Consider the following 25,154-nt stretch of genomic DNA (forward strand, 5'->3'; position numbering starts at 1 on the left):
CGGTCCGGCCGGTCTGGTTCCGGGGCTGCTGTGTGTGGTCTGTTGTCATGAGCAACGGAGGGTGGGGAGGGGCTCCGGAAGGCCGGAACCCGGATTCCCCACCGCACACGACAGGAGAAACAGCCATGCCGAGCGTGTTCGTACAGGGCAGGCCCGTCGACTCGTATCCCCCGCTCGCACCCGACGCCCGGCGCGGGTCGGTACGGCGTATCACCGAGGTGGGCGAGGGAGTCCTGCACAAGCCGTGCCGGGACGTGACCGAGTTCGGTCCCGATCTCGCGGCGCTGATCGACGACATGTTCCTGACGATGTACGTCGCCGACGGCGCGGGACTCGCCGCGAACCAGGTCGGCGTCGATCTGCGGCTGTTCGTCTACGACTGCCCGGACGACGACGGTGTCCGGCATGTCGGACACATCGTCAACCCGGTGCTGGATCCGCTCCCCCCGGCCGGGCGACGGCTGCTCGACGACAACGAGGGGTGCCTGTCGGTGCCCGGCGCCGTGATGGACGTACCGCGTCCGGACCGGGCCGTCGTGCGCGGGCTCGACAAGGACGGCGAGCCGCTCGTCATCGAGGGCACGGGGTACTTCGCCCGCTGCCTCGCCCACGAGACCGACCATGTGAACGGGCAGGTGTATCTCGACCGGCTCTCCAAGCGGGAGCGGAAGGACGCGCTGCGGCAGGTGGCGGACCGGCGCGAAGAGGTCTTCGCCCGCCGGGCCGCCAACACAGCCGCCCTCAGCGCCTGATCACGCCTTCGGCGCCACCTTGCTCAGGCCGTTGATGATGCGGTCCATCGCGTCGCCGCCCGTCGGGTCGGTGAGGTTGGCGAGCATCTTCAGCGTGAACTTCATCAGCAGGGGGTGCGACAGGCCGCGCTGGGTCGCGATCTTCATGACCTTCGGGTTGCCGATGAGCTTCACGAAGGCGCGGCCCAGCGTGTAGTAGCCGCCGTAGGTGTCCTTGAGGACGCGGGGGTAGCGCTGAAGGGCCAGTTCGCGCCCCGAAGGGGTCGAGCGGGCGTGGGCCTGGACGATGACGTCGGCGGCGATCTGGCCGGACTCCATGGCGTAGGCGATGCCCTCGCCGTTGAAGGGGTTCACCAGGCCGCCGGCGTCGCCGACCAGCAGCAGGCCCTTGGTGTAGTGGGGCTGGCGGTTGAAGGCCATGGGGAGGGCGGCGCCGCGGATGGGCCCGGTCATGTTGTCGGGGGTGTAGCCCCAGTCCTCCGGCATCGACGCGCACCAGGCCTTCAGGACCTCGCGCCAGTCGAGTTCCTTGAAGGAGTCGGAGGTGTTCAGGACGCCGAGGCCGACGTTCGAGGTGCCGTCGCCCATGCCGAAGATCCAGCCGTAGCCGGGGAGGAGACGGTCCTCGGCGCCCCGCCGGTCCCACAGTTCCAGCCAGGACTCCAGGTAGTCGTCCTCGTGGCGCGGCGAGGTGAAGTACGTACGGACGGCCACGCCCATCGGGCGGTCCTCGCGGCGGTGCAGGCCCATCGCCAGGGAGAGCCGGGTCGAGTTGCCGTCGGCGGCGACGACCAGCGGCGCGTGGAAGGTGACCTCGCGCTTCTCCCCGGTGTCACCGAGCTTGGCGTGGACGCCGGTGATGCGGCCGGTGCGGTCGTCGAGGATCGGCGCGCCCACGTTGCAGCGCTCGTACAGCCGCGCTCCCGCCTTCTGTGCCTGCCGGGCCAGCTGCTCGTCGAAGTCGTCGCGCTTGCGGACGAGGCCGTAGTCCGGGAAGGAGGCGAGATCCGGCCAGTCCAGCTGCAACCGCACACCCCCGCCGATGATCCTCAGGCCCTTGTTGCGCAGCCAGCCGGCCTCCTCGGAGATGTCGATGCCCATGGCCACGAGCTGTTTGGTGGCGCGCGGGGTGAGTCCGTCGCCGCAGACCTTCTCGCGCGGGAACTCGGTCTTCTCCAGCAGGAGTACGTCGAGTCCGGCCTTGGCGAGGTGGTAGGCGGTGGTGGAGCCGGCTGGCCCCGCGCCGACGACGATCACATCGGCGGTGTTTTCGGAGAGGGGCTCGGTCACGGCGGGATCTCCCCAAGTTCGGAATCTGCGTGCCGACCGGCACTGGACATGGGCAGTCTATTCAGCAGAATTGATCACCCGGCTGAAGGGCTGCCCAGTGCACCGAGCTCCCCGGACCGGGGGCCGACGGGCGAGATCGAGATCGGCCGGCCACAGAAGCCGATGATTACGCTCAGTAACCGACTGTCACAGAAAGACACTTGGAGCTTCCGGGTGGCACGCACCCGGGGTTACCCTGCCAGTACCGCTGGGGGTGACATCTGTGCGAATAACACCCAAATCGCCCGAGGTGCGGGTGCCGAAGCTGGTCGGTCTGATGGCCGTGGACGCGCGCGAGGCGGCCGAGGCGGGCGGCGTGCTGCTCGCCGCTCCCGACCGGCCCGACTTCCGTCGCACGGTCGTGGAGTACGTCGTACGGCAGTACCCGCCACCCGGCGCCGAGATTCCGCGCGGGGCCGTGGTGACCGTGTGGTTCGAGTTCGGCGAGGGTGAGGGCGGCGGGGGCGCGGGCGTGCACGAGCCGCGCCTGCCGCGTCCGGGCGGCGGCGGCATGCAGCGCGAGCTCGACGAACCGGGCGCCCCGTACTACGCCGTGGCCGGGTTCAACTCGCCTTGAAACCCCGGTGCAGCGCCACGATCCCGCCGCTCAGGTTCCGCCAGGCCACCCTCGACCAGCCGGCCTTCTGGAGACGCTCGGCCAGCGCGGGCTGGTCGGGCCAGGCGCGGATGGACTCGGCGAGGTAGACGTACGCGTCGGGGTTGGACGACACCGCGCGCGCGACCGGCGGCAGGGCGCGCATCAGGTACTCGGTGTAGACGGTGCGGAAGGGCGCCCAGCTCGGGTGCGAGAACTCGCAGATCACGACCCGGCCGCCGGGCTTGGTCACGCGGTACATCTCGCGCAGGGCCGTGTCGGTGTCCTGCACGTTGCGCAGCCCGAAGGAGATGGTGACGGCGTCGAAGGTGTCGTCCTTGAAGGGCAGCTTCGTCGCGTCGCCCGCGGTGAACGGCAGCCAGGTGTGCTTGCGCTTGCCGACCTGGAGCATGCCGAGGGAGAAGTCGCAGGGGACGACGTACGCGCCGGTGCGGGCGAAGGGCAGCGAGGACGTGGCGGTACCGGCGGCCAGATCCAGGACCTTCTGCGCGGGGCGGGCGTCGACCGCCTTGGCGACCTCCTTGCGCCACACCCGGTCCTGGCCGAGCGAGAGCACGTCGTTCGTCAGGTCGTACCGTTCCGCCACGTCGTCGAACATCGAGGCGACTTCGTGCGGCTGCTTGTTCAGGGAAGCGCGGGTCACGGGGCCATTGTTGCAGTACGTCCCCTCGCGCCAGCTCAGGGGAGCAGCCGCGGCTTCCTCCTCGCCGCCACGTCCTCCACCCATCCGCATCCCAGGACGAACCCGGCGATCAGGATCCAGCCGACGCCGAACATGAACCACTGGCTCTCCAGCGGCAGATACGTCTCGAAGGCCGGCACCTGCCAGAACCGGTCGATCAGCGGGACCGCCAGGATCAGCGCGATCTCGTGCCAGAGGTAGATCGTGACCGCGCGCGCGTTGAAGACCGTCACGAGCCTGTCCAGCCGCCGGAAGCGGGTGAGCCCGGCGAAGTCGATCCGGAAGCGGGCCTTGGCCCACATCAGGAGCAGGACGAAACCGGCCGACCAGAAGGCCTGCGCGAGGGGGATCTCGTCGAGGTCGTAGGTGCCGAACTCGGCCTGGTGGCCGACCGCGTACCAGCCGCCGTACCCCATCGCGGCGAGCGACAGCACGACCACCACGGCGGGCCGCGTCCGCTGGAGCACGCCGTCGCGGTGGGCGAAGCCGAGGAGCCAGCAGAAGAGGTACGTCGACAGGTCCCACAGTGCGCTGCCGAAGCGGTTGTCCGGGCCCGGCCAGAGGAAGGTCAGGACCAGAATCGGGCAGAGGGACAGCAGGAGCACCGGGACGGGGGCGCGCCGGAAGACCTTCAGCAGGAGCGGGGAGAGCAGGACGAACCACAGATACGTCCGCAGGTACCAGAGGATCTCCCAGGCCTGTACGCCCCACGCGTTGCCCGGCGGGTCGCCGAGCGGGACGATCCAGTAGACGATCTGCCAGCCCGGCATCCAGCCGTGGACCAGCATCGCGACGACTACGAAGAAGCCCCAGAACCAGAACGGCGGCAGGAGTCGGCGCAGTCGGCTCTTCACCACCGTGAGCGGCGGTCGCTCCAGGGACTTGGCCATCAGCGTGCCGGCCAGGCCGAACATGATCCCCATGGAGGGGAAGACCAGGCCGGCCCAGGCCCACCCGAAGGTGTGGTAGGCGACGACACGGATCAGGGCGACTGCCCTGAGCGTGTCGAAGTACCGGTCGCGTCCGGCGGTCCGCGGCGAGGTCGTGGCGTCGACCTCTCGAACACCGCCCTTGCTGTGTGCCCCCATCAGGGCGCCCCCGCCGGGGTGCCCACCTCGCCGGTCCGCTTCAGCTTCTGCCAGCGCAGGCGGCCGCCGGTGAGGGCGGTGATGCAGGAGTGGATGAGGACGAGGTACATCATCTGGCGGTAGGCCAGCTGTTGCAGGGGCATCATCAGCAGGTAGCGGTACTTCTCGCGGTCGAGCCGGAAGGCGTACGCCGCGCAGAACAGCTGCACGCCGAGGACCGCGAGCCAGGCCAGCAGCGCCGCCCGGAAGTCGACGAAGATCATCGAGTAGACGGTGAACACGTCGATGAGCGGGGCGAAGACCGGCGTGACGATCTGGAAGATGACCACGAGCGGCATGCCGACCCGGCCGAAGCGGCCCGAGGGACCCTTGTCGGTGAGGGACTTGCGGTGCTTCCAGAGCGCCTGCATCGTGCCGTACGACCACCGGTACCGCTGCGACCAGAGCTGCTTCAGGGAACCCGGCGCCTCGGTCCAGGCGCGCGCGTGCTCCTGGTAGACGACCCGCCAGCCCTCGCGGTGCATGGCGATGGTGATGTCGGTGTCCTCGGCGAGGGTGTCCTCGCTCATGCCGCCGACCTGGAGGACCGCCTCGCGGCGGAACGCGCCGATCGCGCCGGGGATGGTCGGCATGCAGCGCAGCAGGTCGTACATGCGGCGGTCGAGGTTGAAGCCCATCACGTACTCGATGTGCTGCCAGGCGCCGATGACCGTGTCGCGGTTGCCGACCTTGGCGTTGCCGGCGACCGCGCCGACCTCGGGGTCGGCGAAGGGCTGCACGAGCTGTCGTACGGTGTCCGCCTCGAAGACCGTGTCGCCGTCCATCATCACGACGAGGTCGTGACTGGCGCTGCGCACACCGTTGTTGAGGGCGGCCGGCTTGCCCGCGTTCTCCTGGCGGATGACCCGGACGTTGAACATGCCGAGCGAGTCGGCCGCGCTGCGCGCGATCTCGGAGGTGCCGTCCGTCGATCCGTCGTCGACCACGATGATCTCGATCGGGTGGGTGCTCTGCGCCAGCGACTTGAGGGTGTTGGCGATGCACTCCTTCTCGTTGTACGCCGGGACGATCACGCTCACCGGGCGAGTGACCGGCTCTCCCCAGCTGAACCGGCGTCTGTTGCGCTGTCGGTAGTGGCTGCGGGCGAGGATCAGCATCATGCCGAACCGGCCGATGACCGCCACGCCCACGACGACCAGCCCGACCGACAGGGTGGGTACGGTCCACTCGGCGACGGCGACGGCCACGAGGAGGGCCTTGCCCTCGTAGAGGGTCGCACCGGTGGCCTCGCGGTGCGCGGCCTGGAGACGGTCGGACGCCGAAACCTGGGCCCCCGCTTGCCCCTCCGCCGTGCCCCCCGCTTCACCGGCCGCCTGCCCGTTCGGCACGCCACCGGGCTGCACGGCCCCCGCCGCCTGCGCGGCGCCCCCGTTCTGCTGCTCCATGACACCGCTGATGGTGGTGAAGGTGTACCCCTTCGCCTGCATCTTCTCGATGTACTGGGGCAGCGCCTTGATCGTCTGCTCGCGCTCGCCGCCCGCGTCGTGCATCAGCACCGCCGCACCGTCGGTCCCCGACGGCGTGGCCCACTCGACGATCTTCGAGACGCCCGGCTTCTTCCAGTCGTCGCTGTCGGTGTCGACGAAGACGCTGGTGTAGCCGTCCGCGCCGAGTTGCTGGTAGACGGGCCAGCTGTAGTTGTCGATGGCGTCCGTCTCCGAGGAGTACGGCGCCCGGAACAGCGTGGTCGTGATGCCGGCCGCGCCCGCGAGCGCCAGCTGCGTCTGCTCCATCTCGCGCCGGATGCGGGCGTCGCTCTGGTAGGAGAGGTCGACGTGGGTGAAGGTGTGGATGCCCACCTCGTTGCCCTGCTCGACCATGTCCTTCACGATGCCCGGGTAGCGCGAGACCATCGAGCCGACCACGAAGAACGTGGCGGGGATGTCGTACTTCTCCAGGATCTCCAGGACCCGGGGCGTGTACGTCGGGTTGGGGCCGTCGTCGAAGGTGAGCGCGATCGTCTTGTCCGGTACGGACAGTGTCGTGGCCTGACCGCCCCGGAAGCTCACGATGGGCCCGCCGTTGAGGATCTTGTCCGGCACCTTGTTGGCGCTGGCCCCGTCGCGTACCCGCTGGTCGCCGCCGACCTCGGCACGCAGATAGCCGTCGAGCAGCATGATGCTGGTCAGGGCGAGGAGGAGCAGCAGGGCGAGGATGACCCGTGGCTTCTGCAACGCCGCGGCCTTGCCCGCCGCCCGCTCGATCCGGGAGGGGGCACGCCGGCGGCGGCGTGCGGGCGGGTTCGGGCTCGGGCTCGGGCTCGGGCTCGGGCTCGGGCTCATGTTCGTGCTCATGACGCCGCCGAGGGGGCTGCGGTGACCGAGGGGATGGCCGAGGGGCTGACCGAGGGCAGCGCCGACGGGGCCCCGCTGGGCCGGACGCCCCGGTCGCCGATGCCGCCCTGCGGCTGGTAGCCGCCGGGGCCCGTGCCGCCCGGCCCGGCCCCGCTCCCGCCGCCTCCGCCTCCGCCGAACGGCACCAGCGAGGACGGGTTGACCGAGATGCCGACGCCCATGAAGGCCATGCCCAGGACGACCGCGTACCCGAGGCAGACGACACCGACCAGGAGGCCGATCCGGCGCAGCGCCTTGGAGCGGCGTCCGGAGTTGTCAACGAACACGGGACCCTCGGTCGGGGACCCGTTGCCGCGTTTGCGGCGGCGACCGCGCACGACTGCGGCGGCGCGGTTTTCGATGGCAGGCTCGGAATGCATTCCCCGGATATTAGGGAGCCTTTATGTGGCCTAAACTCAGGGTTCCTTGTGAGAGAACCATGAGAAACCCGGAAATCTTTCCTTTCGCTGAGAGATTCCCAGAAAGCCTGCGCGACTTCGAGCGGAGCGAAAGGTGTCGTATGCCTGAATTGCTCGCCCGTTGAGCGCCTTTTGACCGCTTGTGCCCATGAAGCGCCTGTGCGGTCGTCGTCCGCCCGGAGCTCTGCTCCGTGTGAGACATTTCCACTTCGGAAACGCGGTTTGTTTCCGTCCTGAGACAGAAATCACGAGAGCGGGAGCATACTCAATGCGGAGTTTCCTGAAGCCGGCGGCCGGGCTCACCTGCCTGTTCGTCCTGGCCACCGCGGGGTGCTCAGCGGGGTCCGACGACACCTCGGACGCGGCGTCGGCCGCCCCCGCGCAGTCGAGCGCGTCCCCCGCCCAGGAGCCCGTCTCCACCACCTCGTACGCCCCCTACGTCAACGCCACGACCGCGTCCGACAACGACTCCGCCGCCTCCCCCACGACGTACAACCTGGCCTTCGTGATCGCAGAGGGCAGCGGCTGCACGCCGAAGTGGAACGAGACGCATGCCATCGATGACTCGTCCGTGAAGTCCCGGATAGCGCAGCTCAAGGAGGACGGCGCCACGGTCCGGGTCTCCTTCGGCGGCGCCTCCGGCGAGGAGTTGGCGGCGACCTGCGACAGCGCGTCCGAACTGGCCGAGGCGTACGGCAAGGCGCTGGACGCGGCCGGCTCCACCCAGGCCGACTTCGACATCGAGGGCGACGAACTCACCGACTCCGACTCGGTCGCCCTGCGCTCGGAGGCGATCGCCGCGTTGCAGGAGGAGCGCACCGACCTGGAGGTCTCCTTCACGCTCCCGGTCATGCCGTCCGGCCTCGACGAAGCCGGCCTCGCCCTCCTGGAGTCGGCCAACGAGCACGACGTACAGGTCTCCACCGTCAACCTCATGACGATGAACTACGCCGAGTCGTACGACGGCGACATGGGCGGCTACGCGCTCACCTCGGCGAAGGCGGCCCACACCCAGCTCAAGGACGTGTTCGGTCTCGCGGACGCGGCCGCCTGGCGGGGCATGGCGCTGACCTCGATGATCGGCGTCAACGACGTGGAGAACGAGACGTTCACGCTCTCCGACGCGGCCCAGGTGCGGTCGTTCGCGGAGGAGAAGGGGATCGCGTGGGTGTCGATGTGGTCGGCCGAACGCGACCAGCAGTGCGAGGAGGGCAGCTCCGGCGAGGACGACGCGGCGACGGACTGCAGCGGGGTGAAGCAGAGTCCGGGGGCGTTCGCGGAGGCGTTCGCGGGCTGAGCTCGCGTCGGCACCTACCGGCGCCGGTACACCAGACGTCCCTTGACGACCGTCGCCACGCAGCTCACGGCTCCGCGTTCGGCGAGCACGGCCTCGTCGGAGACGTCGAACACGGCGAAGGTCGCGTCGATGCCGCGTACACCGTCCGGCGGAAACGGCAGCAGGATCGCCTCCGCCAAGCTCCGCCCGGCCAACGGGTCGAGCGTCGGCGGGCCCGGGGGATCCTCGAACCGCTCCTCGACCGTCAGCCCCGCCCGGTACACGGCGTCGACGGCGCCGGGCCGCCACAGGCTCCCCGCCACGGCGACGGTCCCGTGGGCCAGCATCCGCTGCACTCCGCGCCGAGCGCTCGCACCCCACCGCGCGTCCGTCATGGCGAGCGCCGCGAGGGCCGCGCCGGCGATCGGCTCGGTGCCCAGTTCGTCGGCCTCGCGCGGATCGGGATGGTAGGCCCGCTCCAGGAGTTCGGGCCCGTGGACGTTCACCAGACCGGGCGTCAGAAGCCCCGGCCAGCGCCGCACCCGAGCCGTCGGATGTGCGGCGACCAGCTCCTCGTACCGCCCGACGGCCGCGATCTCCCGCCCCTCGACGAGTACCGCCCCGCCGGGCACGGGCGGCCGCCGATCCCCCGTGATCAGGAGGTCGGCGGCGTGAACCGTCAGCACAGCGGCGTCAGTTGGACGCCAGCAGCTTCAGCTCCGGATGAGCCGTGCCGCCCGCGATCGCCGTGGAGGAGATGTGGGACATCACGCGCTCGTCGACGGGGTCGTTCGCCGGGTCGTCGTGCACGACGAGGTGCTCGTACGTCGTCGCCCGCTGGGCCGGGACGCGCCCCGCCTTGCGGATGAGGTCGATGATCTCCATCCGGTTGGAGCGGTGCTTGGCGCCGGCGGAGGAGACGACGTTCTCCTCCAGCATGATCGAGCCGAGGTCGTCGGCACCGTAGTGCAGAGACAGCTGGCCGACCTCCTTGCCGGTGGTCAGCCACGAGCCCTGGATGTGGGCGATGTTGTCCATGAACAGCCGCGCGATGGCGATCATCCGCAGGTACTCGAAGAGCGTGGCCTGCGTACGGCCCTTCAGGTGGTTGTTCTCGGGCTGGTAGGTGTACGGGATGAAGGCGCGGAAGCCGCCCGTCCGGTCCTGTACGTCACGGATCATCCGCAGGTGCTCGATGCGCTCGGCGTTGGTCTCGCCGGTGCCCATGAGCATGGTGGACGTGGACTCGACGCCCAGCCCGTGCGCGGTCTCCATGATCTCCAGCCAGCGCTCGCCGGACTCCTTCAGCGGCGCGATGGCCTTGCGCGGACGGGCGGGCAGCAACTCGGCACCGGCACCGGCGAAGGAGTCGAGACCGGCCGCGTGGATCCGCGTGATGGCCTCCTCCACACTCACCTTGGAGATCCGGGCCATGTGCTCGACCTCGCTCGCCCCCAGGCTGTGGATGACCAGCTGCGGGAAGGCCTGCTTGATGGCGGAGAAGTGCTTCTCGTAGTACTCGACGCCGTAGTCCGGGTGATGACCGCCCTGGAACATGATCTGCGTCCCGCCGAGCTCGACGGTCTCCGCGCACCGGCGCAGGATGTCGTCCAGATCGCGGGTCCAGCCCTTGGCGGTGTCCTTGGGCGCGGCGTAGAAGGCGCAGAACTTGCACGCAGTGACGCACACGTTCGTGTAGTTGATGTTGCGCTCGATGATGTACGTCGCGATGTGCTCGGTCCCCGCGTACCTGCGCCGCCGTACGGCGTCGGCGGCTGCGCCCAGCGCGTGCAGCGGGGCGTCGCGGTAGAGGAGGAGCGCCTCCTCGGGAGTGATGCGCCCACCTTCGGCGGCACGGTCGAGGACGGACTGAAGGTCGGCCTTCTCGGTCACCGGGGGCGTCCCTTTCGTCAAGGGGGGAGGACGGGTCCGAACCAGCCTACGCCAGCCGTTTTCGGCTACGGACTTCAGGCCGCGTACGCGCCGATCAGCAGCCCGAGGTACGCCCCCGCGATCAGAAACGGCCCGAACGGGATCGTCGTCCGGCGCCCGGCCCGCCGCGCCACGACGAGCGCACCGCCGTACAACGCCCCCAGCAGGAACCCGGCGAAGGTACCGAGCAGCACCGTCCCCCAGCCGTACCAGCCGAGCACGGCCCCGATCCCGAGCGCCAGCTTCACATCGCCGAAGCCCATGCCCCCGGGGTTGATCAGCCACAGCACGAAGTAACCGGCCCCGAGCGCAAGGGCGCCCAGCGCGGCGGACGGCCAGTCCCCGGCATGCTCGGGCACCAGCGCGACCAGCCCGAGCAGCACCAGCGCGACTCCGGCGAGCGGCAGCGTCAGCACGTCCGGCAGCCGCTTCACCCGGAAGTCCACGACGGCCAGCAGCACGCCGACCGGCGCGAGCAGCAGCCAGACGGCGAGCTCGGGCCGGGTGCCGGTGGCGGCGGCGAGGGCGGCACAGAGGAGAGCGGTGGTGAGGGCGAGGACGGGGGTGCGGGGGCCGTACGTCCCGTGCGCGAACTCCTTCGCCATGACGGTCTCGGCGTCCGCGGTCACGACGGTCTCGGCGTCCGCCCCCACCCCAACCCGGCCCGCACACTCCCCGCACCGGGCCAGCCCGAGCCAGCCACGGACCGGCCCCCGGATCGGATGCCCCCCGGGACACCGCTCCCGCCAGGTTTCCTCCGCGGGCACCGAGAACCGGTACGCGGCCCGCGGCAGCAGCGCCCCCGCCGCCGCTCCCCACACCACGGCGACGGTGACCAAGAGACCGGTCATCCTTGCTCGACCTTCGACAGCCGTGCCTTCGGCCGCCCCGAGTCCTCACTGTCGGAGTCGTATTGAAGGTCGTCGCCGACGGGCGTGAGCCGGACCGTGTGGGCGGCCTGGCTGCACACGCCCCGGTTCGACTCGGCGCCGACGGCGGTCGCCACGACCTGCTTGTCCGTCACCCTCTTCAGGGTCAGTACGTCGTCGCAGACCCCGCCGAGCACATCGGTGTGCCGCAGGGTGCCCAACTTCTCGCCCACGTCGGCCTGTGCGACGGTCAGCCGGAAGGTCCCCATGGGAAGCGTGCCGTCGAGTGCGGCGGCCTGGCCCTGCCAGGTACCGAGGTAGCGGGCCGGCAGCGCGACCGCGTCGCCGCCGGTGCTCGCGCTCGGTGTCGAGGAGTGGGCGCCGCTGTCGGAGTCGCCCGCGGCGCTTGGCCTGTCGTTGTCCGGCAGCAGGTCGAACACGAACACCGACCCGACGGTCACCGCCGCCAGCGCCCCCGCGACAGCGAGGGCCACCGTGCAGCTGAGCCGGCGCCCTCGGCCGGTGGCGGCAGGGGCCGCCGTGGCGGAGACGGAGACAGAGAGCTTGCCGGGGCCGCGGTCGGAGGGTGCGGTGTCGTGCGGACGGGGTTCGCGCGCGTCACGGGGCTCGGGGACGGACCCGGGCGAGGCCACCGCAGCCTCAACGGAAGAAGGCGGCGGAGTCATGACCGGCGGCGGCCCGAACTCCCCGAGCGGCGACGGCTTCACCATCACCGGCGCGGCATCCGAAGTCCTGCTGAACTCCACCGGCCCGGACGCCACCTCCTGCCCCGTGTCCAGGTTCAGCAGCCGTACGGCCCCCCGGCTGACCTGTTCCACCAGCGCCCCCGGCAGCCACCCGCCCGCGACCAGCCGCGCCGCGCCCTCGGGGGCCAAGCGCCGGGCCACTTCCGCGGGCGTCGGCCGCTCGTCGGGTTCCTTGGACAGGCAGGCCTCCACCAGCGGCCGCACGTCACCTTCCAGCGAGCCGAGTTCGGGAGGCTCGTGGACGACCCGGTACAGCAGCGCCGCCGAGGAGTCCCCGCGGAAGGGCGCCTCCCCGGTCGCCGCGTACGTCAGCACCGCGCCGAGGGAGAAGACGTCGGCCGCGCCGGTCGCCCCCTTGCCGAGGATCTGCTCGGGCGACATGTAGCCGGGCGAGCCGATCGAGACGCCGCTGGAGGTCAGGGAGGCCGTGCCGTCCAGGGCCCGCGCGATTCCGAAGTCGATGAGCAGGGGGCCGTCCAGGGTCAGCAGCACGTTCGACGGCTTCACGTCCCGGTGCACCAGGCCGAGTTCGTGCACCGCCGTCAGCGCCTCGGCGAGCCCCGCTCCCAGCGCCCGTACCGAGTGCGCGGGCAGCGCGCCCCCGTCCGCGACCGCCGCGGACAGCGACGGGCCGGCCGCGTAGGCGGTCGCCACCCAGGGCACCGGGGCCTCCGGGTCCGCGTCCAGGACCGGCGCGGTCCAGGCGCCGCCGACCCGCCGCGCCGCGTCGACCTCGCGTCGGAAACGGGCGCGGAACTCCTCGTCGAGCGCGAAGTGCGGGTGCACGATCTTCACCGCGACCGTGCGGCCGCCCGCGCTGCGGCCGAGGTAGACCCGGCCCATACCGCCGGAGCCGAGCCGGCCGAGCAGCCGGTAGGGCCCCACGACGGTGGGTTCGTCGACTCCGAGCGGCTGCATGGCGTCACTCCTCCCCCGTGCCACTGCCAAAGCATCAGCAGCGTAGTGCGCCGTACCCGCCACGGTTACGGCTGGAGCAGATCGACCTTCACATCCGCCGGGAACCCCGTCGTCGGACCCACCCGGCGGGCGAACTCGGCGACCGCCGCGAGCTGCGGGCCGCCGAAGCGGAAGTCGAGGGTCGTGAAGTAGCGCTCCAGGACCTGCTCGTCGAAGGCCTCCCAGCGGGCCGCCTGCTCGGCGACCTTGCCGACCTCCTCCAGGGAGAGGTTGCGGGAGGCGAGGAAGGCCTCGTGGACCTTGCGGGTGATGGCGGGCTCGCGCTCCAGGTAGTCGCGGCGGGCCGCCCACACGGCGAAGACGAACGGCAGCCCGGTCCACTCCTTCCACAGCGCACCGAGGTCGTGCACTTCGAGCCCGAACTTCGGCCCGTCGAGCAGGTTCGCGCGCAGCGCCGCGTCTCCGATGAGTACGGCGGCCTCGGCCTCCTGCATCATCAGGCTGAGGTCGGGCGGGCAGGTGTAGTAGTCGGGTTGTACGCCGTAGCGGTCGGACAGCAGGAGCTGGGCCAGGCGTACGGACGTGCGGGAGGTCGAACCGAGGGCGACCCGGGCGCCGTCCAGCTCGTCCAGCGGAACCTGCGAGACGATCACGCAGGACATCACCGGCCCGTCGCAGCCGACCGCGATGTCGGGGAAGGCGACCAGGTCGTCCGCGTTCTTGAGGAACTCGACCAGGGTGATGGGCCCGATGTCGAGGTCGCCCCGCACCAGCTGCTCGCTGAGCTTCTCCGGGGTGTCCTTGGTCAGCTCGAAGTCGAGCAGCGTGCCGGTTCTCGCGAGCCCCCAGTAGAGGGGCAGGCAGTTGAGGAACTGGATGTGGCCGACGCGCGGCCGGGTGCGAGAAATGTCCACATCGCGACACTAGACCCCATGGGGTAGCGTGCAGGGCCCGGGTGCGGCTCAAGCGTGACTTGTCTGTGGCTCACGCGTCACCTCTGCTTCACTGCCGTCCCGTCAACCCCGAAGCGGGTCCTGTCAACCTCGAAACGGGCCCTTCAAACGTCCGGGTGACGTGATCTTGACCTCTATTGCTTTCGGCTGCCCACATGCTAGGCTCGCCGCAAGTTGCAGTTTGGTTTCCCTTGCAGTACAGAGCCTGCGGAGCATGTAACCGCGGGCTCTAGTCGTTTTCAGACGTATGCAGTTGTGCGGCATTTTGTTTTCACACTTGCAGGGTTCTGGAGCAGGGCAACCCTTTGGGCCCAAGGAGGGCTTATGGCTACCGGAACCGTGAAGTGGTTCAACGCCGAAAAGGGCTTTGGCTTCATCGCCCAAGAAGGCGGCGGCCCCGACGTCTTCGTCCACTACTCCGCGATCAACGCGAGCGGCTTCCGCTCGCTGGAGGAGAACCAGCAGGTTTCCTTCGACGTGACCCAGGGCCCGAAGGGCCCGCAGGCGGAGAACGTCACCCCTGTCTGAGTTCATGAGCCCAAAGCTCTGATCCGGAATCGACAGCAGTACCCAAGGAGCCCCGCGCCGCAAGGCGACGGGGCTCCTGCCCTTGCCCCCTGACGTTCAGAGGACCTGCGCCCCCTGACATTCAGACGTGCTGCATCACCAGCACGAACGTCGTCCCGGCCGCCAGCGCCTCGTACGAGTGCGGCACGTCCCCGCGATACGTCATGTAGTCGCCGGGCCCCAACTCCGCCTCCTCCCCCCGCGGCCCCGCCTTCACCCGCCCCGTGCTCACCACCAGATGCTCCACCGTGCCCGGAATGTGCGGCTCCGACTCGCGCGCCGCCCCCGGCTCCGCCCGCAGGTGGTAGATGTCCCGCCGCGCCCCGGGCGGACTGGCGGACAGCAGCGTGGCCACGAAGTTCGCCCGCTCGGACGCGACCGCGGGCCCCTGCCCCGCCCGGATCACCTGAACGGAAGACGCCGGCGGTTCCACCAGCGCGCTGAAAGGCACCCCCAGCGCCACCCCCAGCGCCCACAGCGTCTCCACGCTCGGATTCCCGCTCCCCGCCTCCAGCTGCGACAACGTCGACTTCGCGATGCCGGCCCGCTTGGCCAGCTCGGACAACGACAGCCCGGCGCGGGTGCGTTCACGGCGCAGGGAGGCGGCGATCCAGTCGAGGGGGAGGCGGGGAGGGGGTGTCGCGCCGTCGGCCATTCCGTTCGCTCCATCGGTATGTTCGTTCGCCTTGACGAACGCGGTCTCTTCTGTCCACTGTAGAGAACATGCGTACGGCAGAGCGAACACCCCGTGTCACGCGCTACCCGGAGCTGGTCCGGGACGCGTCCCTCATCTGGCTGGCCAGTGGCGTCGTCGGCGTCTCCTTCGGCGCGATCGCCGTCACCGGCGGACTCCCGGTCTGGGTGCCGGTGGTGATGTCGCTCGTCGTGTACGCGGGCGCCTCCCAGTTCAGCGCGGTCGGCGTGCTGCTCGCCGGGGGCGGCCCGGTCGCCGCGGCGGCCACCGGTCTCCTGCTCAACACCCGTACGGCCGCCTTCAGCCTCGCCGTCGCCGACACCATCGGCCGGGGCCGCCTCGCCCGTCTCGTCGGCGCCCACCTCGTCGCCGACGAGACGGTGGCCTTCGCCCTCGCCCAGCCGGACCCGGCCCGGCGCCGGGCCGCCTTCTGGATCTGTGGCGTCGGCCTGTTCGTCGTGTGGAACGCGACCGTCCTCGCCGGCGCCCTCGCGGGCAGCGCGCTGGGCGACACGGCCACCTACGGCCTGGACGCCGCCTTCCCCGCCGTACTCGTCGCGCTGGTCCTCCCCACGCTCCGCGAGGGTGCGGCCGTACGGCGATCCGCGCTGCTCGGCGCCGCACTGGCGCTGGCGGTGACGCCGGCCGTTCCGGCGGGGGTGCCGGTGCTGGTGGCGCTCGCGGGGCTGGCCCTGTACGGCCGCGGGAACTCGGCGAACGTGCGGGAGGGGTCGGCGACATGAGTGCCACGGTTGCCATGATCGTGGCGCTCGCGGTCGGGACGTACGCCTTCCGGCTGGTCGGACCGGTCCTCCACGGGCGCGTGACGCTCCCGGCGCGGGCACAGGAGCTGCTGTCGGCCGGCGCGGTCGTGCTGCTGGTGGCCCTGCTGGCCACGGGGGCGCTGACCGAGGGCGGCGGCTTCGCGGGGTGGGCCCGGCCGGCCGGAGTGCTGGCGGGCGGCGTACTGGCGTGGCGGCGGGCGCCGTTCGCGGTGGTGGTGCTGGGGGCGGCGGGGGTGACGGCCGGGTTGCGGGTGGTCGGGGTGGCCTGATCCGGTTGTCGGGTCGCCGTGGCTGTCGGTGGCCGCCGCTAAGGTCCCCGCCCATGACCCACGACACCGCCTTCCTGACCGACACCCGCACCTTCTACGACGCCATCGCCGAGGACTACTTCACCCGCTTCCATGACGTGCTGGCGAAGACGCCGTTGGACCGGGCCGTGCTCACCGGGTTCGCCGAACTCGTCGGAGCCGGCGGCGAGGTGGCGGACCTGGGCTGCGGGCCGGGGCAGGTGACCGCACACCTCGCCTCGCTCGGCCTGTCCGTGTTCGGGCTCGACCTGTCCGAGTCGATGCTGGCGGTGGCCCGCCGCGAGAACCCGGGGCTGCGGTTCGAGCAGGGCTCGATGCTGGAGCTGAAGCTTGCCGACGGGGCGCTCGCGGGGGTCGTGTCCTGGTACTCGTCCATCCACACACCTGTGGACCGGCTGCCCGACCTCTTCGCCGAGTTCCACCGCGTCCTGGCCCCCGGCGGCCATCTGCTCGTCGCCTTCCAGGTCGGCGACGAGCCCCGGCACCACGACCGCCCCTTCGGCCACCCGGTGTCGCTGGACTTCCAGCGCAGGCGGCCGGAGGACATCGCCGAACTGCTGTCGGCGGCGGGGTTCGCCCCCGTCGCCCGGACGGTGCGGGAGCCGGACGAGACGCGCGGGGAGCCGACCCCGCAGGCGTCCCTGATCGTGAGGAAGCCGCTGGAGGCCGCCGGGTAGGGCCTGTCCGGGCAGGTCCTCTCTAGAGCGCTCCCGCCAGGTCCAGTGCCGCGATGTACCCGAAGGTCATCGCCGGACCGATCGTCGAGCCCGCGCCCGCGTAGCTGTGGCCCATCACGGCGGCGCTGGCGTTCCCGGCGGCGTACAGGCCGGGGATGACCGAGTTGTCGGGGCGCAGCACGCGGGCGCGGGCGTCGGTGCGCAGGCCGCCCTTGGTGCCGAGGTCGCCGGGGACGATGCGGAAGGCGTGGTACGGGGGCAGCCACAGGGGCGCCAGGCAGGAGTTGGGGAGGACGGCGGGGTCCGTGTAGTAGTGGTCGTACGCGCTGTCGCCGCGCCCGAAGTCGGTGTCGTCGCCCTTCAGGGCGAGGGAGTTGAAGCGGTCCACGGTGGCGCGGAGGGCGGCCGCGGGCACGCCGATGGCGGCGGCCAGGGCGTCCAGGGACCAGGCCTTGTGCGCGGCACCGGAGGTGTACCAGTCGTCCGGGAACGGGAAGGTCGGCGCCACGTCCTTGAAGAGGTAGCGGTTGCGGTAGTTCTGGTCCGTGATCAGCCAGGCCGGGATGTCGGGGTCGGTCGGGTTCCGCTCGTACATGGTGTGGACGACGTCGCCGTAGGGGGCGGCCTCGTTGACGAACCGGCGGCCGGCGGCGTTGACCAGCAGCCCGCCGGGGAGGGTGCGTTCGGCGAGGCAGAAGTACGGCTGGCCGGGGATGGGAATGGCGGGCCCCCACCAGGCGTCGTCCATCAGGGCGAGGTCGGCACCCAGCCGCTGCCCGGCCCGGATTCCGTCCCCGGTGTTCTCCTTCGCGCCGACGGTCCACTCGGTGCCGATCGGCTGTTGCTGGTACTGCGCCCGCATCGCCGCGTTGTGCTCGAACCCGCCGGAGCCGACGACGACCCCGCGCCGGGCGCGGACGAGCCCTGGGGTGCCGCCCTTGGTGACCACGGCGCCGGTCACCTTCCCGCCCTCGACGTACAGCTCGGTGAGCGGGGTGCCGAGCCAGACCGGCACGCCGGCGGCCCGGAGTCCGAGGCGCAGCCCCGCCGCGAGCGACTGCCCCATGGTGAGCGGCTTCTGGCCGAGCGCGGCGGCCTTCGTGCCGCGGGCCAGGCACTCGGCGGCGACGGCGATGCCCTTCGCGCTCACCGCGGTCAGGGCGAGCCACTTGTAGTCGGCGCTGAAGACCACCATGCCGGCCGGGACTTCGAGGTACGGCGGGTTGAGGCGGGCGAGTTCGGCGCCGAGGAGGTTGCCGTCGAGCTGGTCGGGCTCGACGGAGCGGCCGTTCGGGAGCCCGCCGGGAAGCTCCGGGTAGTAGTCGCTGTATCCCTCCATCCAGCGGAAGCGCAGTGGGCTGTTGGCCAGGACGAAGGAGATCATGGCGGGCCCGTGGGCGAGGAAGGCCCGCTGCCGGTCGACGGGGACGTCCGCCCCGACCACGGCGGCCAGGTAGGCGGCGGCCTTGGCAGGGGTGTCGGGAACACCGGCGGCGAGGATCACCGGGTTGTTCGGTACCCAGATCCCGGCACCGGAGCGGGCGGCCGAGCCACCGAAGGTGGCGGCCTTCTCGACCACGACACAGCTCAGCCCCCGCTTGGCGGCCGCGAGTGCGGCCGTCATCCCGGCCGCGCCGGACCCGATGACGACGACGTCGTACGTACCGAGCGGAGGCAGATCGGCCGCCCGGGCTCCTTGCCGCACCCCGGTGGCGACGGCGAGCCCGGCACCGGCGGCGCCTGCCAGGAGGTGTCTTCGGGACGGGCGTCCAGTAGGCCTGACGCCCGATCTCACACGGTCCGCGCTCGTGGTCATGGCAGCACTCCAGCCCGCTCGGGAACGAATCCAAGGGAATTCAAGGGATGAGGGACGGGAATGTCGCGCGGGGGTCTTGTGAAGTCAAGAGCCGTGCGCCGACCACAACGCCCTTGACCTCGACCGGACTTGAGGTACGAGGATCGCCGCATGACGACGACAGAGCAGTCGCAGGCGGCGGTGGAGTTCGAGGCGATGGAGATCGAGGCGATCACCCAGGTGGTGGCCAGGGTGGAGCACGCCCAGCGGAACGAACTCCCGGAGGAGTTCGTCGGGTTGTTCCGCGCCGACGCGATCTGGACGACGGGACACGGACGGCGACTCTTCGGACGGGAGGACATCGCCGCCTTCACGCGGCAGGTCCTCCCCGGCGCCATGCGCGAGTCGACGGTGACCTACGAGGTGGAACACGTGCTGTTCATCCGGCCCGACGTGGCCGCCGTGAAGGTCCGCGCCCAGTACCGGACCCCCGACGGCGAGCCGCTCGGCAACCCCGGCAGCCCGATGTACGTGATGTCCAAGGAGGACGGTGAGTGGCGGCTCACCGCCTGCCAGAACACGGAGGTGTTCGAAGCCGCGTGAGGTGTGCCCTGCCTTTCGGGGCACTGGCTCACCGCTCGTACAGCCCCTCCACCTCCTGCGCGAAGTCCTTCATGACCGCTTCCCTGCGCAGTTTCATCGACGGGGTCAGGTGGCCGGCCCGCTCCGAGAAGTCCACCGGGAGGATGGTGAAGCGGCGGATGGACTCGGGGCGGGAGACGAGCTTGTTGGCCTCGTCCACCGCCCGCTGGAGGATGGATCGCAACTCCTCGTCGTTCACGAGGAGTTCCGCCGGGACGGGGTGTTTGCCGTTCATCTGGCGCCAGTGGGTGACGCCGTCCATGTCGAGGGTGATGAGGGCGGAGATGTAGGGGCGGGTGTCGCCCACGACCATGCACTGGGAGATCAGGGGGTGGGAGCGGAGCCAGTTCTCCAAGGGCGCCGGGGCCACGTTCTTGCCGCCCGCCGTGATCAGGATCTCCTTCTTCCTGCCCGTGATCGTCAGGTAGCCCTCGTCGTCCAGGCGGCCGATGTCGCCCGTCTGGAACCAGCCGTCGGGGGAGGCGGGGATGAGGCCGCTGCCGTGCGGGTCCCAGTAGCCGCGGAAGACCTGGCCGCCGCTCAGGAGGATCTCGCCGTCCGCGGCGATGCGGATCCTGGTGCCGGGCAACGGCCAGCCGACCGTGCCCAGGCGGGGTTTGAGGGGCGGGGTGACCGTGGCGGCGCCGGTGGACTCGGTGAGGCCGTAGCCCTCGATGATCTCCATGCCCGCGCCCGCGTAGAAGGCCGCGAGGCGGCGGCCGAGGGGGGAGCCGCCGGAGATGATGTGGCGGATGCGGCCGCCCATGGCGCTGCGGATGCGGCGGTAGACCAGGGGGTCGTAGAAGGTGCGGGCCGCCTTGAGGGAGGCGCCGGGGCCGGAGCCCGTGCCGGCCAGGCGGGCCTCGACCGCCTCGGCGTAGCGGCAGGCCACGTTGGTCGCGCGGTCGAAGACCTTGACGCGGCCGCCGCTCTCCGCCTTGGCGCGCGCGTTGTTGAAGACCTTCTCCAGCATGTACGGGATGACCAGCAGGAACGTCGGTTTGAAGCTGCCGAGGTCCGCCAGCAGGTCCTCCGACTGCAGGCTCGGCGCGTGGCCGAGACGGACCCGGGCGCGGATGCAGGCGACGGCCACCATGCGGCCGAAGACGTGTGACATCGGGAGGAAGAGGAGGGTGGCGAGGTCCTCGGACGCCGTCTTCGACTTGAAGACGGGGTGCAGGAGTTCGATCGCGTTGTCGACCTCCGCGAGGAAGTTGCCGTGCGTGAGCGCACAGCCCTTGGGGCGGCCGGTGGTGCCCGAGGTGTAGACGATGGTGGCGAGCGTGTCCGGGACCAGCACCCCACGCCGTACGGCGATCTCCTGGTCGGCGACGCCCTGGCCGAGTTCGGCGACGCGCTCCAGGTGGCCCTTTTCGAGGATCCACAGATGGTGCAGGTCGGGGACGTGGCTGAGTTCCGGGCCCAGCGCGGACGCCTGGGCGACGGTCTCCGTGACCAGGGCCACCGCGCCCGAGTCCTGGAGGATCCACCGGGTCTGGTAGACGGAGGAGGTCGGGTAGATCGGGACGGTGACCAGGCCGGCGGCCCACGCGGCGAAGTCGAGGAGCGTCCACTCGTACGTGGTCCGCGCCATGATCGCGATCCGGTCGCCCGGCATCAGCCCTTCCGAGATCATCCCCTTGGCCAGGGCGAGCACTTCCCCGGCGAACTCGGCCGCCGTGACGTCCGCCCAGCCGCCCTCCGCCGTACGGCGGCTGAGCACCCGGTGCTCGGGCGCCGTGTCGGCGTTGTCGAAGGGCAGGTCGGCGAGCGATCCGTGGCTCAGCGGCGGGACCATCGGCGGTACGAAGACCTCCCGGACCTCTCCGTCCAGCCGCCGGAGCTCCGGTTCCACGAGCACGGGCGCGCCGTCGTAGTCGTGACCGGACGTGTAGGCGAGGGACATGGGCAGCTCCAGAGGCGTGCAGCAGCGTTCCGCTCTGCTGCATGTGGTACGCACGGGACATACCAGGGCGTTCACCAGCGGCGCGCGGCTGACGGGTTACCGCGGGTTAAGACGGTGATCGTACGGGGCCCGCGTGGAAGGTTCGTGCGGGTTCGGAGGTGGTACGGAGCCGGGGATGTGCAACCTCGGAGGTTATGTGAGCGACCCTCAGGTTCGCCCCGTGTGACGTGGCATTACCTGCGGTAACGTTAGGTCGGTGTCCGTCGTCTTCACCCGGTCCCCCGCCCTCGCGCCCCTCCTCGCGCGCGGCGCCCTGCTGTCCCCCTTCAAGCGGCCCCGCCCGGCCGCCGAATTCCCCGGCACCCGGCTGGTCCTGCCCGGCCTGCGCGTCGACCTCGCCCGGCTCGCGGCGTACGAGCGGGTGTGCGGCTTCGCGACCGGGGACGACGCGCTGCCGGTGACGTATCCGCACGTGCTGGGCTTTCCGCTCGCGATGCGCCTGATGAGCGGACGGGACTTCCCCCTGCCGCTGCTCGGGCTCGTCCACACCTCGGTCGAGATCGCGCAGCACACCGCGCTCGCGGCCACCGGGGAGTGCGAACTCACCGTGTACGTCGACGGGTTGGCGCCGCACCGGCGCGGCACGGAGGCGGCCGTCATCACCGAGGTGCGGGCGGGCGGGAGCGTCGTGTGGGAGTCGAGGAGCACGTATCTCGCGCGGCACCGCACGGACGGCCGTACCGCTGAGACCGGCGCGCTGGCCCACGAGCCGCTGCCCGCCGTGGCCGAGTGGCGGCTGGCCGGTGACGTGGGGCGGCGCTATGGCGCGGTCTCCGGGGACCGCAACCCCATCCACCTGCACCCGCTCACCGCCCGCCTCTTCGGCTTCCCCCGGGCCGTCGCGCACGGCATGTGGACCGTGGCCCGCTGCCTGGCCGCGCACGGCACGCCACAAGCCGCCCTGGTGCGGGCGGAGTTCAAGGCGCCCGTGCTGCTGCCGGGCACGGTGACGTACGCCGCGGACGGCGAGCGGTTCGAACTGCGCGGCGGGGGCCGGGTGCAGGTGAGCGGCGGGGTCTACCCGATGGCCTCGTGAACCGGCTCGGGCGGCGACCATGGCTGCCCGTCCATCAGGTTCCCCAGCCCCGCCCACGCGAAGTTCATCAGGGTCGCCGCCGCCTGTCGGGCGCTGACGCCGGGCGTGACGTTGGCCCAGGCGGCGAGGGACTCGGCGGCGCCGACCAGGGCCTCGGCGAGACCGGCGACCTCGCGTTCGGCGAGGTCGGGGTCGCGGTGGGCCGCTCGGGCGGCGACGACGATCAGCCCGGTCACGAAGGCGACGATCTCCTCGCGCATCGAGGCGACCTCGGCGGCGAACGGCTCGCCGTGGGTGCGGGCCTGGAGGTGCAGGACCGACCAGGCGTCCGGGTGCCGCGCGGTGTGGGTGAAGAACGCCCGCAGACCGTCCCAGAGTTGGCGGTCGGCGGGCAGCGCCGGATCGACGCCGGCCCGGACGGCCACGGTGAGGGCCTTGGCCTCACGGCGGATGCAGGCGGTGAAGAGGTCTTCCTTCGAGTTCAGGTACAGATACACCAACGGCTTGGACACGCCCGCGAGTTCGGCGATCTCGTCCATCGACGCGGCCATGTACCCGCGCTGCCCGAAGGTCCGCACGGCGGCGTCCAGCATCTGCTGCTCACGGACGGCACGCGGCATCCGCTTGCTCTTCACGGCACCCATACCGGAAGACTAATTGGGTACGGCCGTGAGCGGCTCTCCTACGAGGCCTGGGGAGCCTGTCCCTGCGCCCGGGCGCTGTCGTCGGCCCCGTCCTCCTGGCTGCGGTTGGCCTCCAGGTTGGACTTCATACGGTCCACCTTCTGGACGACCTGGAGCGAGGCGCGGTCCCGCTCCTTGCGCAGCACGACGAAGCTGATCGGCGCGGAGAGCACGAGGGCGAGCAGGACGACCCACATGCCGTTGGCGTCGCCCACGCCGCGCGGGACGGCACCGGAGTAGACGAGGCCCCAGACGACAACGAGGCAGCCCACGAAGATCCCGAGGCGCATCAGTGTGTAGCGGAGCATCTCAATCCACTCTTCCGTTCCGACCGAATGTTCCCGAACGCACCATCCAGTGAAGCACGCCCGGCATGCGATCTTGCAGGGGGTGTCAGGGGAAGCCACATCATGATGTCGTCCCGGTAGTCGTCCGCGGCGACCCGCAGCCCGCCCGGCACCCGGCCCACCTCCTGGTAGCCGACGGAGGCGTAGAAGTCCTCCAGGCCCATCCCGCCCCGGCAGGTCAGCTTGAGCGCCTCCAGGCCGAGGTCGCGGGCGTGCTCCTCGGCCGCCGCGAGCAGGGCCCGGCCGTGGCCGCCGCGCTGGAGGGAGGGGTCGACCATGACGGTGGTCAGCCAGGCGTAGTGGCCCTGGAGGCGGTGCGTGTTGAAGCCGAGGAAGGCCGTGGCGCGCAGCCGCCCGTCGGGGTCGAGCCCGGCGATCAGGCGGTGGCGTCCGGCCGCGACCGACTCCGCGTACCGGTCGATCTCGGGACGTACCTCCTCGTACGTCGTGTCGCCGGTGAAACCGACCGCTCCGCCCGTGTTGTTGACGTCCGTCCACAACCGGGTCAGCTCGTCCAGCAGCGCGGGCGTGAGGTCGGGGTCAGGCCGGAATATCAGCTCCATGGTCGGCAAGTTTAAGTTCGGCCAGGCGTACGCCCGTCTGCGGGTCGAAGGCCTTCACGTAGGCGAGCTGGGCGCGTCCTGTGCAGCCGCGGGAGAGTTTCACGTCTCCGGAGCCGGTGCCGTAGTGGATCGCCGTCACGTCCTCGGTGACGGCGAGGCGCAGCAGCTCGTAGTAGAGGAGCCCGAAGTAGAGGGGGGTGTCGCCCTTCGCTTCGTAGTCGTAGCCGGTCTGGCGGGCGTACATCTCGCCGCGGTGGGTGAAGAAGAGCACGAATCCGGCGAGGCGTCCGTCCAGCTCGGCGGTGAGGACCCGGGCCGTGTCGCCGGTGTTGGTCGCGACGCTGGTCAGGACGCGGCGGAAGGCGTCGGCGTCGGCCGGGGTGCCGTACTTGGCGTAGAGGTTGAGTTCCAGGGGGGCGATACGGTCGATGAGGTCGTCGGTGAGGGGCGAGAGCTCGTAGCGCGCTCCCGCCTCCTCCAGCCGCCGCAGGTCACGGCGGATGCGGCGGCGGGTCTCGCGGCCGAAGCGGGCACGGTAGGCGTCGAAGCCGCCGTCGGCCGCCGAGGGGACGTCGAGGGAGTACGCCGTCTCGAAGGCGAGGTCCGTGTAGCCCGCGCCGGTGAGGGCGGTGCGCAGGACGTCGTCGTCCTCGTCGACGTAGAGGAAGCAGACCGAGCGCATGCCGTCCTCGCGGGCCTGTTCCTCGGCGGTGGTGAGGAGGGCGCCGAGGGCGTCCGGGTCCGCGCCGGCGGCCTTGCCGTGGGACGGGTTGCGGCCGCCGAGGGCGAGGGCGGGCATGAGGTCCGGGGTCCAGGGGGCGTCGTAGGTGCGGCCGAGGACGAAGTCGGGACGGCAGAAGACGTAGGGGGCGTCGTCTTCCAGGGGGTGGGCGGGGAGGGCGGCGAGCAGGTCCCCGCCCGGGGAGCGGGCGGTGAAGTAGTACGGGGCGGTGGCGGCCGTGGCGTGGGCGTGCCGGAGCCAGGGTGTGGCGGAGAAGAAGGACCGGGCGCCGAAGGCGGAGTCCCAGGCCGGGTCGAGGGCGTGGGGGCCGCGGTGGACGGCGAGGGTGAGGCGGCCGGGGCTGTCGGTCATGTCC

26 protein-coding genes are annotated in these 25,154 nt (G+C 71.1%); 9 read left to right on the plus strand and 17 right to left on the minus strand.

Annotation, left to right across the window (positions count from 1 at the left end):
- The first annotated feature begins 125 nt into the window (after positions 1 to 125).
- The gene (gene def / locus OG252_RS22355) at positions 126 to 752 is read left to right on the plus strand and encodes a peptide deformylase (RefSeq protein WP_329338182.1); all 627 of its coding nucleotides are present in this window, start codon (positions 126 to 128) and stop codon (positions 750 to 752) included.
- Here def and OG252_RS22360 read toward each other — a convergent pair whose 3' ends face one another.
- A complete protein-coding gene (locus OG252_RS22360; protein ID WP_266435365.1) occupies positions 753 to 2,042 on the minus strand; it encodes a geranylgeranyl reductase family protein in 1,290 nt (429 codons plus the stop codon).
- 289 nt (positions 2,043 to 2,331) lie between these two features.
- Between OG252_RS22360 and OG252_RS22365 the strand changes: the two genes are divergently transcribed.
- Positions 2,332 to 2,658: a PASTA domain-containing protein gene (locus tag OG252_RS22365; protein WP_329345178.1), complete on the plus strand. Its 327-nt coding sequence runs from the start codon at positions 2,332 to 2,334 to the stop codon at positions 2,656 to 2,658.
- Here the strand turns inward: OG252_RS22365 and OG252_RS22370 are convergent.
- From OG252_RS22370 to OG252_RS22385, 4 genes are read right to left on the minus strand one after another with little or no spacing between them, the layout of a single operon-like run.
- On the minus strand, positions 2,645 to 3,340 hold the full coding sequence (locus OG252_RS22370; protein WP_266435369.1) for a demethylmenaquinone methyltransferase: 696 nt from the start codon (positions 3,338 to 3,340) through the stop codon (positions 2,645 to 2,647). The two genes, OG252_RS22365 and OG252_RS22370, sit on opposite strands and share 14 nt — an antisense overlap.
- A 35-nt stretch (positions 3,341 to 3,375) precedes the next feature.
- Positions 3,376 to 4,467 carry an acyltransferase family protein gene (locus tag OG252_RS22375; RefSeq protein WP_329338184.1) on the minus strand — a complete coding sequence of 364 codons (1,092 nt, stop codon included), beginning with the start codon at positions 4,465 to 4,467 and terminating at the stop codon, positions 3,376 to 3,378.
- Positions 4,467 to 6,809 carry a bifunctional polysaccharide deacetylase/glycosyltransferase family 2 protein gene (locus OG252_RS22380; protein ID WP_329338186.1) on the minus strand — a complete coding sequence of 781 codons (2,343 nt, stop codon included), beginning with the start codon at positions 6,807 to 6,809 and terminating at the stop codon, positions 4,467 to 4,469. Before OG252_RS22380 ends, OG252_RS22375 begins: the two co-directional genes overlap by 1 nt.
- An 8-nt stretch (positions 6,810 to 6,817) precedes the next feature.
- Positions 6,818 to 7,240: a hypothetical protein gene (locus OG252_RS22385; protein ID WP_329338188.1), complete on the minus strand. Its 423-nt coding sequence runs from the start codon at positions 7,238 to 7,240 to the stop codon at positions 6,818 to 6,820.
- A gap of 307 nt (positions 7,241 to 7,547) precedes the next feature.
- Here OG252_RS22385 and OG252_RS22390 point away from each other — a divergent pair, with 307 nt between their 5' ends.
- Complete coding sequence (locus tag OG252_RS22390) at positions 7,548 to 8,576, plus strand: chitinase (protein ID WP_266435375.1); 1,029 nt, start codon at positions 7,548 to 7,550, stop codon at positions 8,574 to 8,576.
- Positions 8,577 to 8,590: 14 nt separating this feature from the next.
- On the opposite strand, the gene OG252_RS22395 is transcribed toward OG252_RS22390, so the two are convergent.
- The 5 genes from OG252_RS22395 to OG252_RS22415 all read right to left on the minus strand — a co-directional run bounded on the left by OG252_RS22395 (position 8,591) and on the right by OG252_RS22415 (position 13,955).
- Positions 8,591 to 9,241, minus strand: coding sequence for an amidohydrolase family protein (locus OG252_RS22395; RefSeq protein WP_329338190.1), 651 nt, complete (start codon positions 9,239 to 9,241; stop codon positions 8,591 to 8,593).
- Between the two features lie 7 nt (positions 9,242 to 9,248).
- On the minus strand, positions 9,249 to 10,448 hold the full coding sequence (gene mqnC, locus OG252_RS22400) for a cyclic dehypoxanthinyl futalosine synthase (RefSeq protein ID WP_266435379.1): 1,200 nt from the start codon (positions 10,446 to 10,448) through the stop codon (positions 9,249 to 9,251).
- Positions 10,449 to 10,522: 74 nt separating this feature from the next.
- Positions 10,523 to 11,338, minus strand: a complete 816-nt coding sequence (locus OG252_RS22405; protein ID WP_329338193.1) for a prepilin peptidase — start codon at positions 11,336 to 11,338, stop codon at positions 10,523 to 10,525.
- Entirely contained in the window at positions 11,335 to 13,041 is a 1,707-nt protein-coding gene (locus OG252_RS22410) for a serine/threonine-protein kinase (RefSeq protein WP_329338194.1), read from the minus strand. The genes OG252_RS22405 and OG252_RS22410 overlap by 4 nt, the downstream gene beginning before the upstream one ends.
- A gap of 65 nt (positions 13,042 to 13,106) precedes the next feature.
- Positions 13,107 to 13,955 (minus strand): menaquinone biosynthetic enzyme MqnA/MqnD family protein, encoded by an 849-nt coding sequence (locus tag OG252_RS22415; RefSeq protein ID WP_266435385.1) that lies wholly within the window; start codon positions 13,953 to 13,955, stop codon positions 13,107 to 13,109.
- Between the two features lie 363 nt (positions 13,956 to 14,318).
- On the opposite strand from OG252_RS22415, the gene OG252_RS22420 reads away from it, so the two are divergent.
- On the plus strand, positions 14,319 to 14,522 hold the full coding sequence (locus tag OG252_RS22420) for a cold-shock protein (RefSeq protein ID WP_003992177.1): 204 nt from the start codon (positions 14,319 to 14,321) through the stop codon (positions 14,520 to 14,522).
- A gap of 121 nt (positions 14,523 to 14,643) precedes the next feature.
- Here OG252_RS22420 and OG252_RS22425 read toward each other — a convergent pair whose 3' ends face one another.
- Complete coding sequence (locus tag OG252_RS22425) at positions 14,644 to 15,216, minus strand: helix-turn-helix domain-containing protein (RefSeq protein WP_329338197.1); 573 nt, start codon at positions 15,214 to 15,216, stop codon at positions 14,644 to 14,646.
- A gap of 68 nt (positions 15,217 to 15,284) precedes the next feature.
- On the opposite strand from OG252_RS22425, the gene OG252_RS22430 reads away from it, so the two are divergent.
- From OG252_RS22430 to OG252_RS22440, 3 genes are read left to right on the plus strand one after another with little or no spacing between them, the layout of a single operon-like run.
- The gene (locus OG252_RS22430; protein WP_329338199.1) at positions 15,285 to 15,998 is read left to right on the plus strand and encodes an AzlC family ABC transporter permease; all 714 of its coding nucleotides are present in this window, start codon (positions 15,285 to 15,287) and stop codon (positions 15,996 to 15,998) included.
- Positions 15,995 to 16,309, plus strand: coding sequence for an AzlD domain-containing protein (locus OG252_RS22435; RefSeq protein WP_266435390.1), 315 nt, complete (start codon positions 15,995 to 15,997; stop codon positions 16,307 to 16,309). Before OG252_RS22430 ends, OG252_RS22435 begins: the two co-directional genes overlap by 4 nt.
- A gap of 53 nt (positions 16,310 to 16,362) precedes the next feature.
- Positions 16,363 to 17,025 carry a class I SAM-dependent methyltransferase gene (locus OG252_RS22440; protein ID WP_329338201.1) on the plus strand — a complete coding sequence of 221 codons (663 nt, stop codon included), beginning with the start codon at positions 16,363 to 16,365 and terminating at the stop codon, positions 17,023 to 17,025.
- A 22-nt stretch (positions 17,026 to 17,047) separates the two neighbouring features.
- Here OG252_RS22440 and kstD read toward each other — a convergent pair whose 3' ends face one another.
- Positions 17,048 to 18,841 carry a 3-oxosteroid 1-dehydrogenase gene (kstD, locus tag OG252_RS22445; protein WP_329338203.1) on the minus strand — a complete coding sequence of 598 codons (1,794 nt, stop codon included), beginning with the start codon at positions 18,839 to 18,841 and terminating at the stop codon, positions 17,048 to 17,050.
- Between the two features lie 150 nt (positions 18,842 to 18,991).
- Here kstD and OG252_RS22450 point away from each other — a divergent pair, with 150 nt between their 5' ends.
- Positions 18,992 to 19,423 (plus strand): SgcJ/EcaC family oxidoreductase, encoded by a 432-nt coding sequence (locus OG252_RS22450; RefSeq protein ID WP_329338205.1) that lies wholly within the window; start codon positions 18,992 to 18,994, stop codon positions 19,421 to 19,423.
- Positions 19,424 to 19,451: 28 nt separating this feature from the next.
- On the opposite strand, the gene OG252_RS22455 is transcribed toward OG252_RS22450, so the two are convergent.
- Positions 19,452 to 21,368, minus strand: coding sequence for an AMP-dependent synthetase/ligase (locus OG252_RS22455; RefSeq protein ID WP_329338207.1), 1,917 nt, complete (start codon positions 21,366 to 21,368; stop codon positions 19,452 to 19,454).
- 256 nt (positions 21,369 to 21,624) lie between these two features.
- On the opposite strand from OG252_RS22455, the gene OG252_RS22460 reads away from it, so the two are divergent.
- Entirely contained in the window at positions 21,625 to 22,464 is an 840-nt protein-coding gene (locus OG252_RS22460) for a MaoC family dehydratase (protein WP_329338209.1), read from the plus strand.
- On the opposite strand, the gene OG252_RS22465 is transcribed toward OG252_RS22460, so the two are convergent.
- Genes OG252_RS22465 through OG252_RS22480 form a run of 4 tightly spaced genes read right to left on the minus strand, consistent with a single transcriptional unit; the run spans position 22,446 to position 25,150 of the window.
- On the minus strand, positions 22,446 to 23,108 hold the full coding sequence (locus tag OG252_RS22465; protein ID WP_266435403.1) for a TetR/AcrR family transcriptional regulator: 663 nt from the start codon (positions 23,106 to 23,108) through the stop codon (positions 22,446 to 22,448). The genes OG252_RS22460 and OG252_RS22465 overlap by 19 nt on opposite strands.
- A gap of 38 nt (positions 23,109 to 23,146) precedes the next feature.
- Positions 23,147 to 23,455 (minus strand): DUF4229 domain-containing protein, encoded by a 309-nt coding sequence (locus OG252_RS22470; RefSeq protein ID WP_329338213.1) that lies wholly within the window; start codon positions 23,453 to 23,455, stop codon positions 23,147 to 23,149.
- Complete coding sequence (locus tag OG252_RS22475; RefSeq protein ID WP_329338215.1) at positions 23,437 to 24,057, minus strand: GNAT family N-acetyltransferase; 621 nt, start codon at positions 24,055 to 24,057, stop codon at positions 23,437 to 23,439. Before OG252_RS22475 ends, OG252_RS22470 begins: the two co-directional genes overlap by 19 nt.
- The gene (locus OG252_RS22480) at positions 24,035 to 25,150 is read right to left on the minus strand and encodes a GNAT family N-acetyltransferase (RefSeq protein ID WP_266435407.1); all 1,116 of its coding nucleotides are present in this window, start codon (positions 25,148 to 25,150) and stop codon (positions 24,035 to 24,037) included. Before OG252_RS22480 ends, OG252_RS22475 begins: the two co-directional genes overlap by 23 nt.
- Between the last annotated feature and the right edge of the window lie 4 nt (positions 25,151 to 25,154).

Source organism: Streptomyces sp. NBC_01352 (assembly GCF_036237295.1).
Taxonomy (GTDB): domain Bacteria; phylum Actinomycetota; class Actinomycetes; order Streptomycetales; family Streptomycetaceae; genus Streptomyces; species Streptomyces plumbiresistens.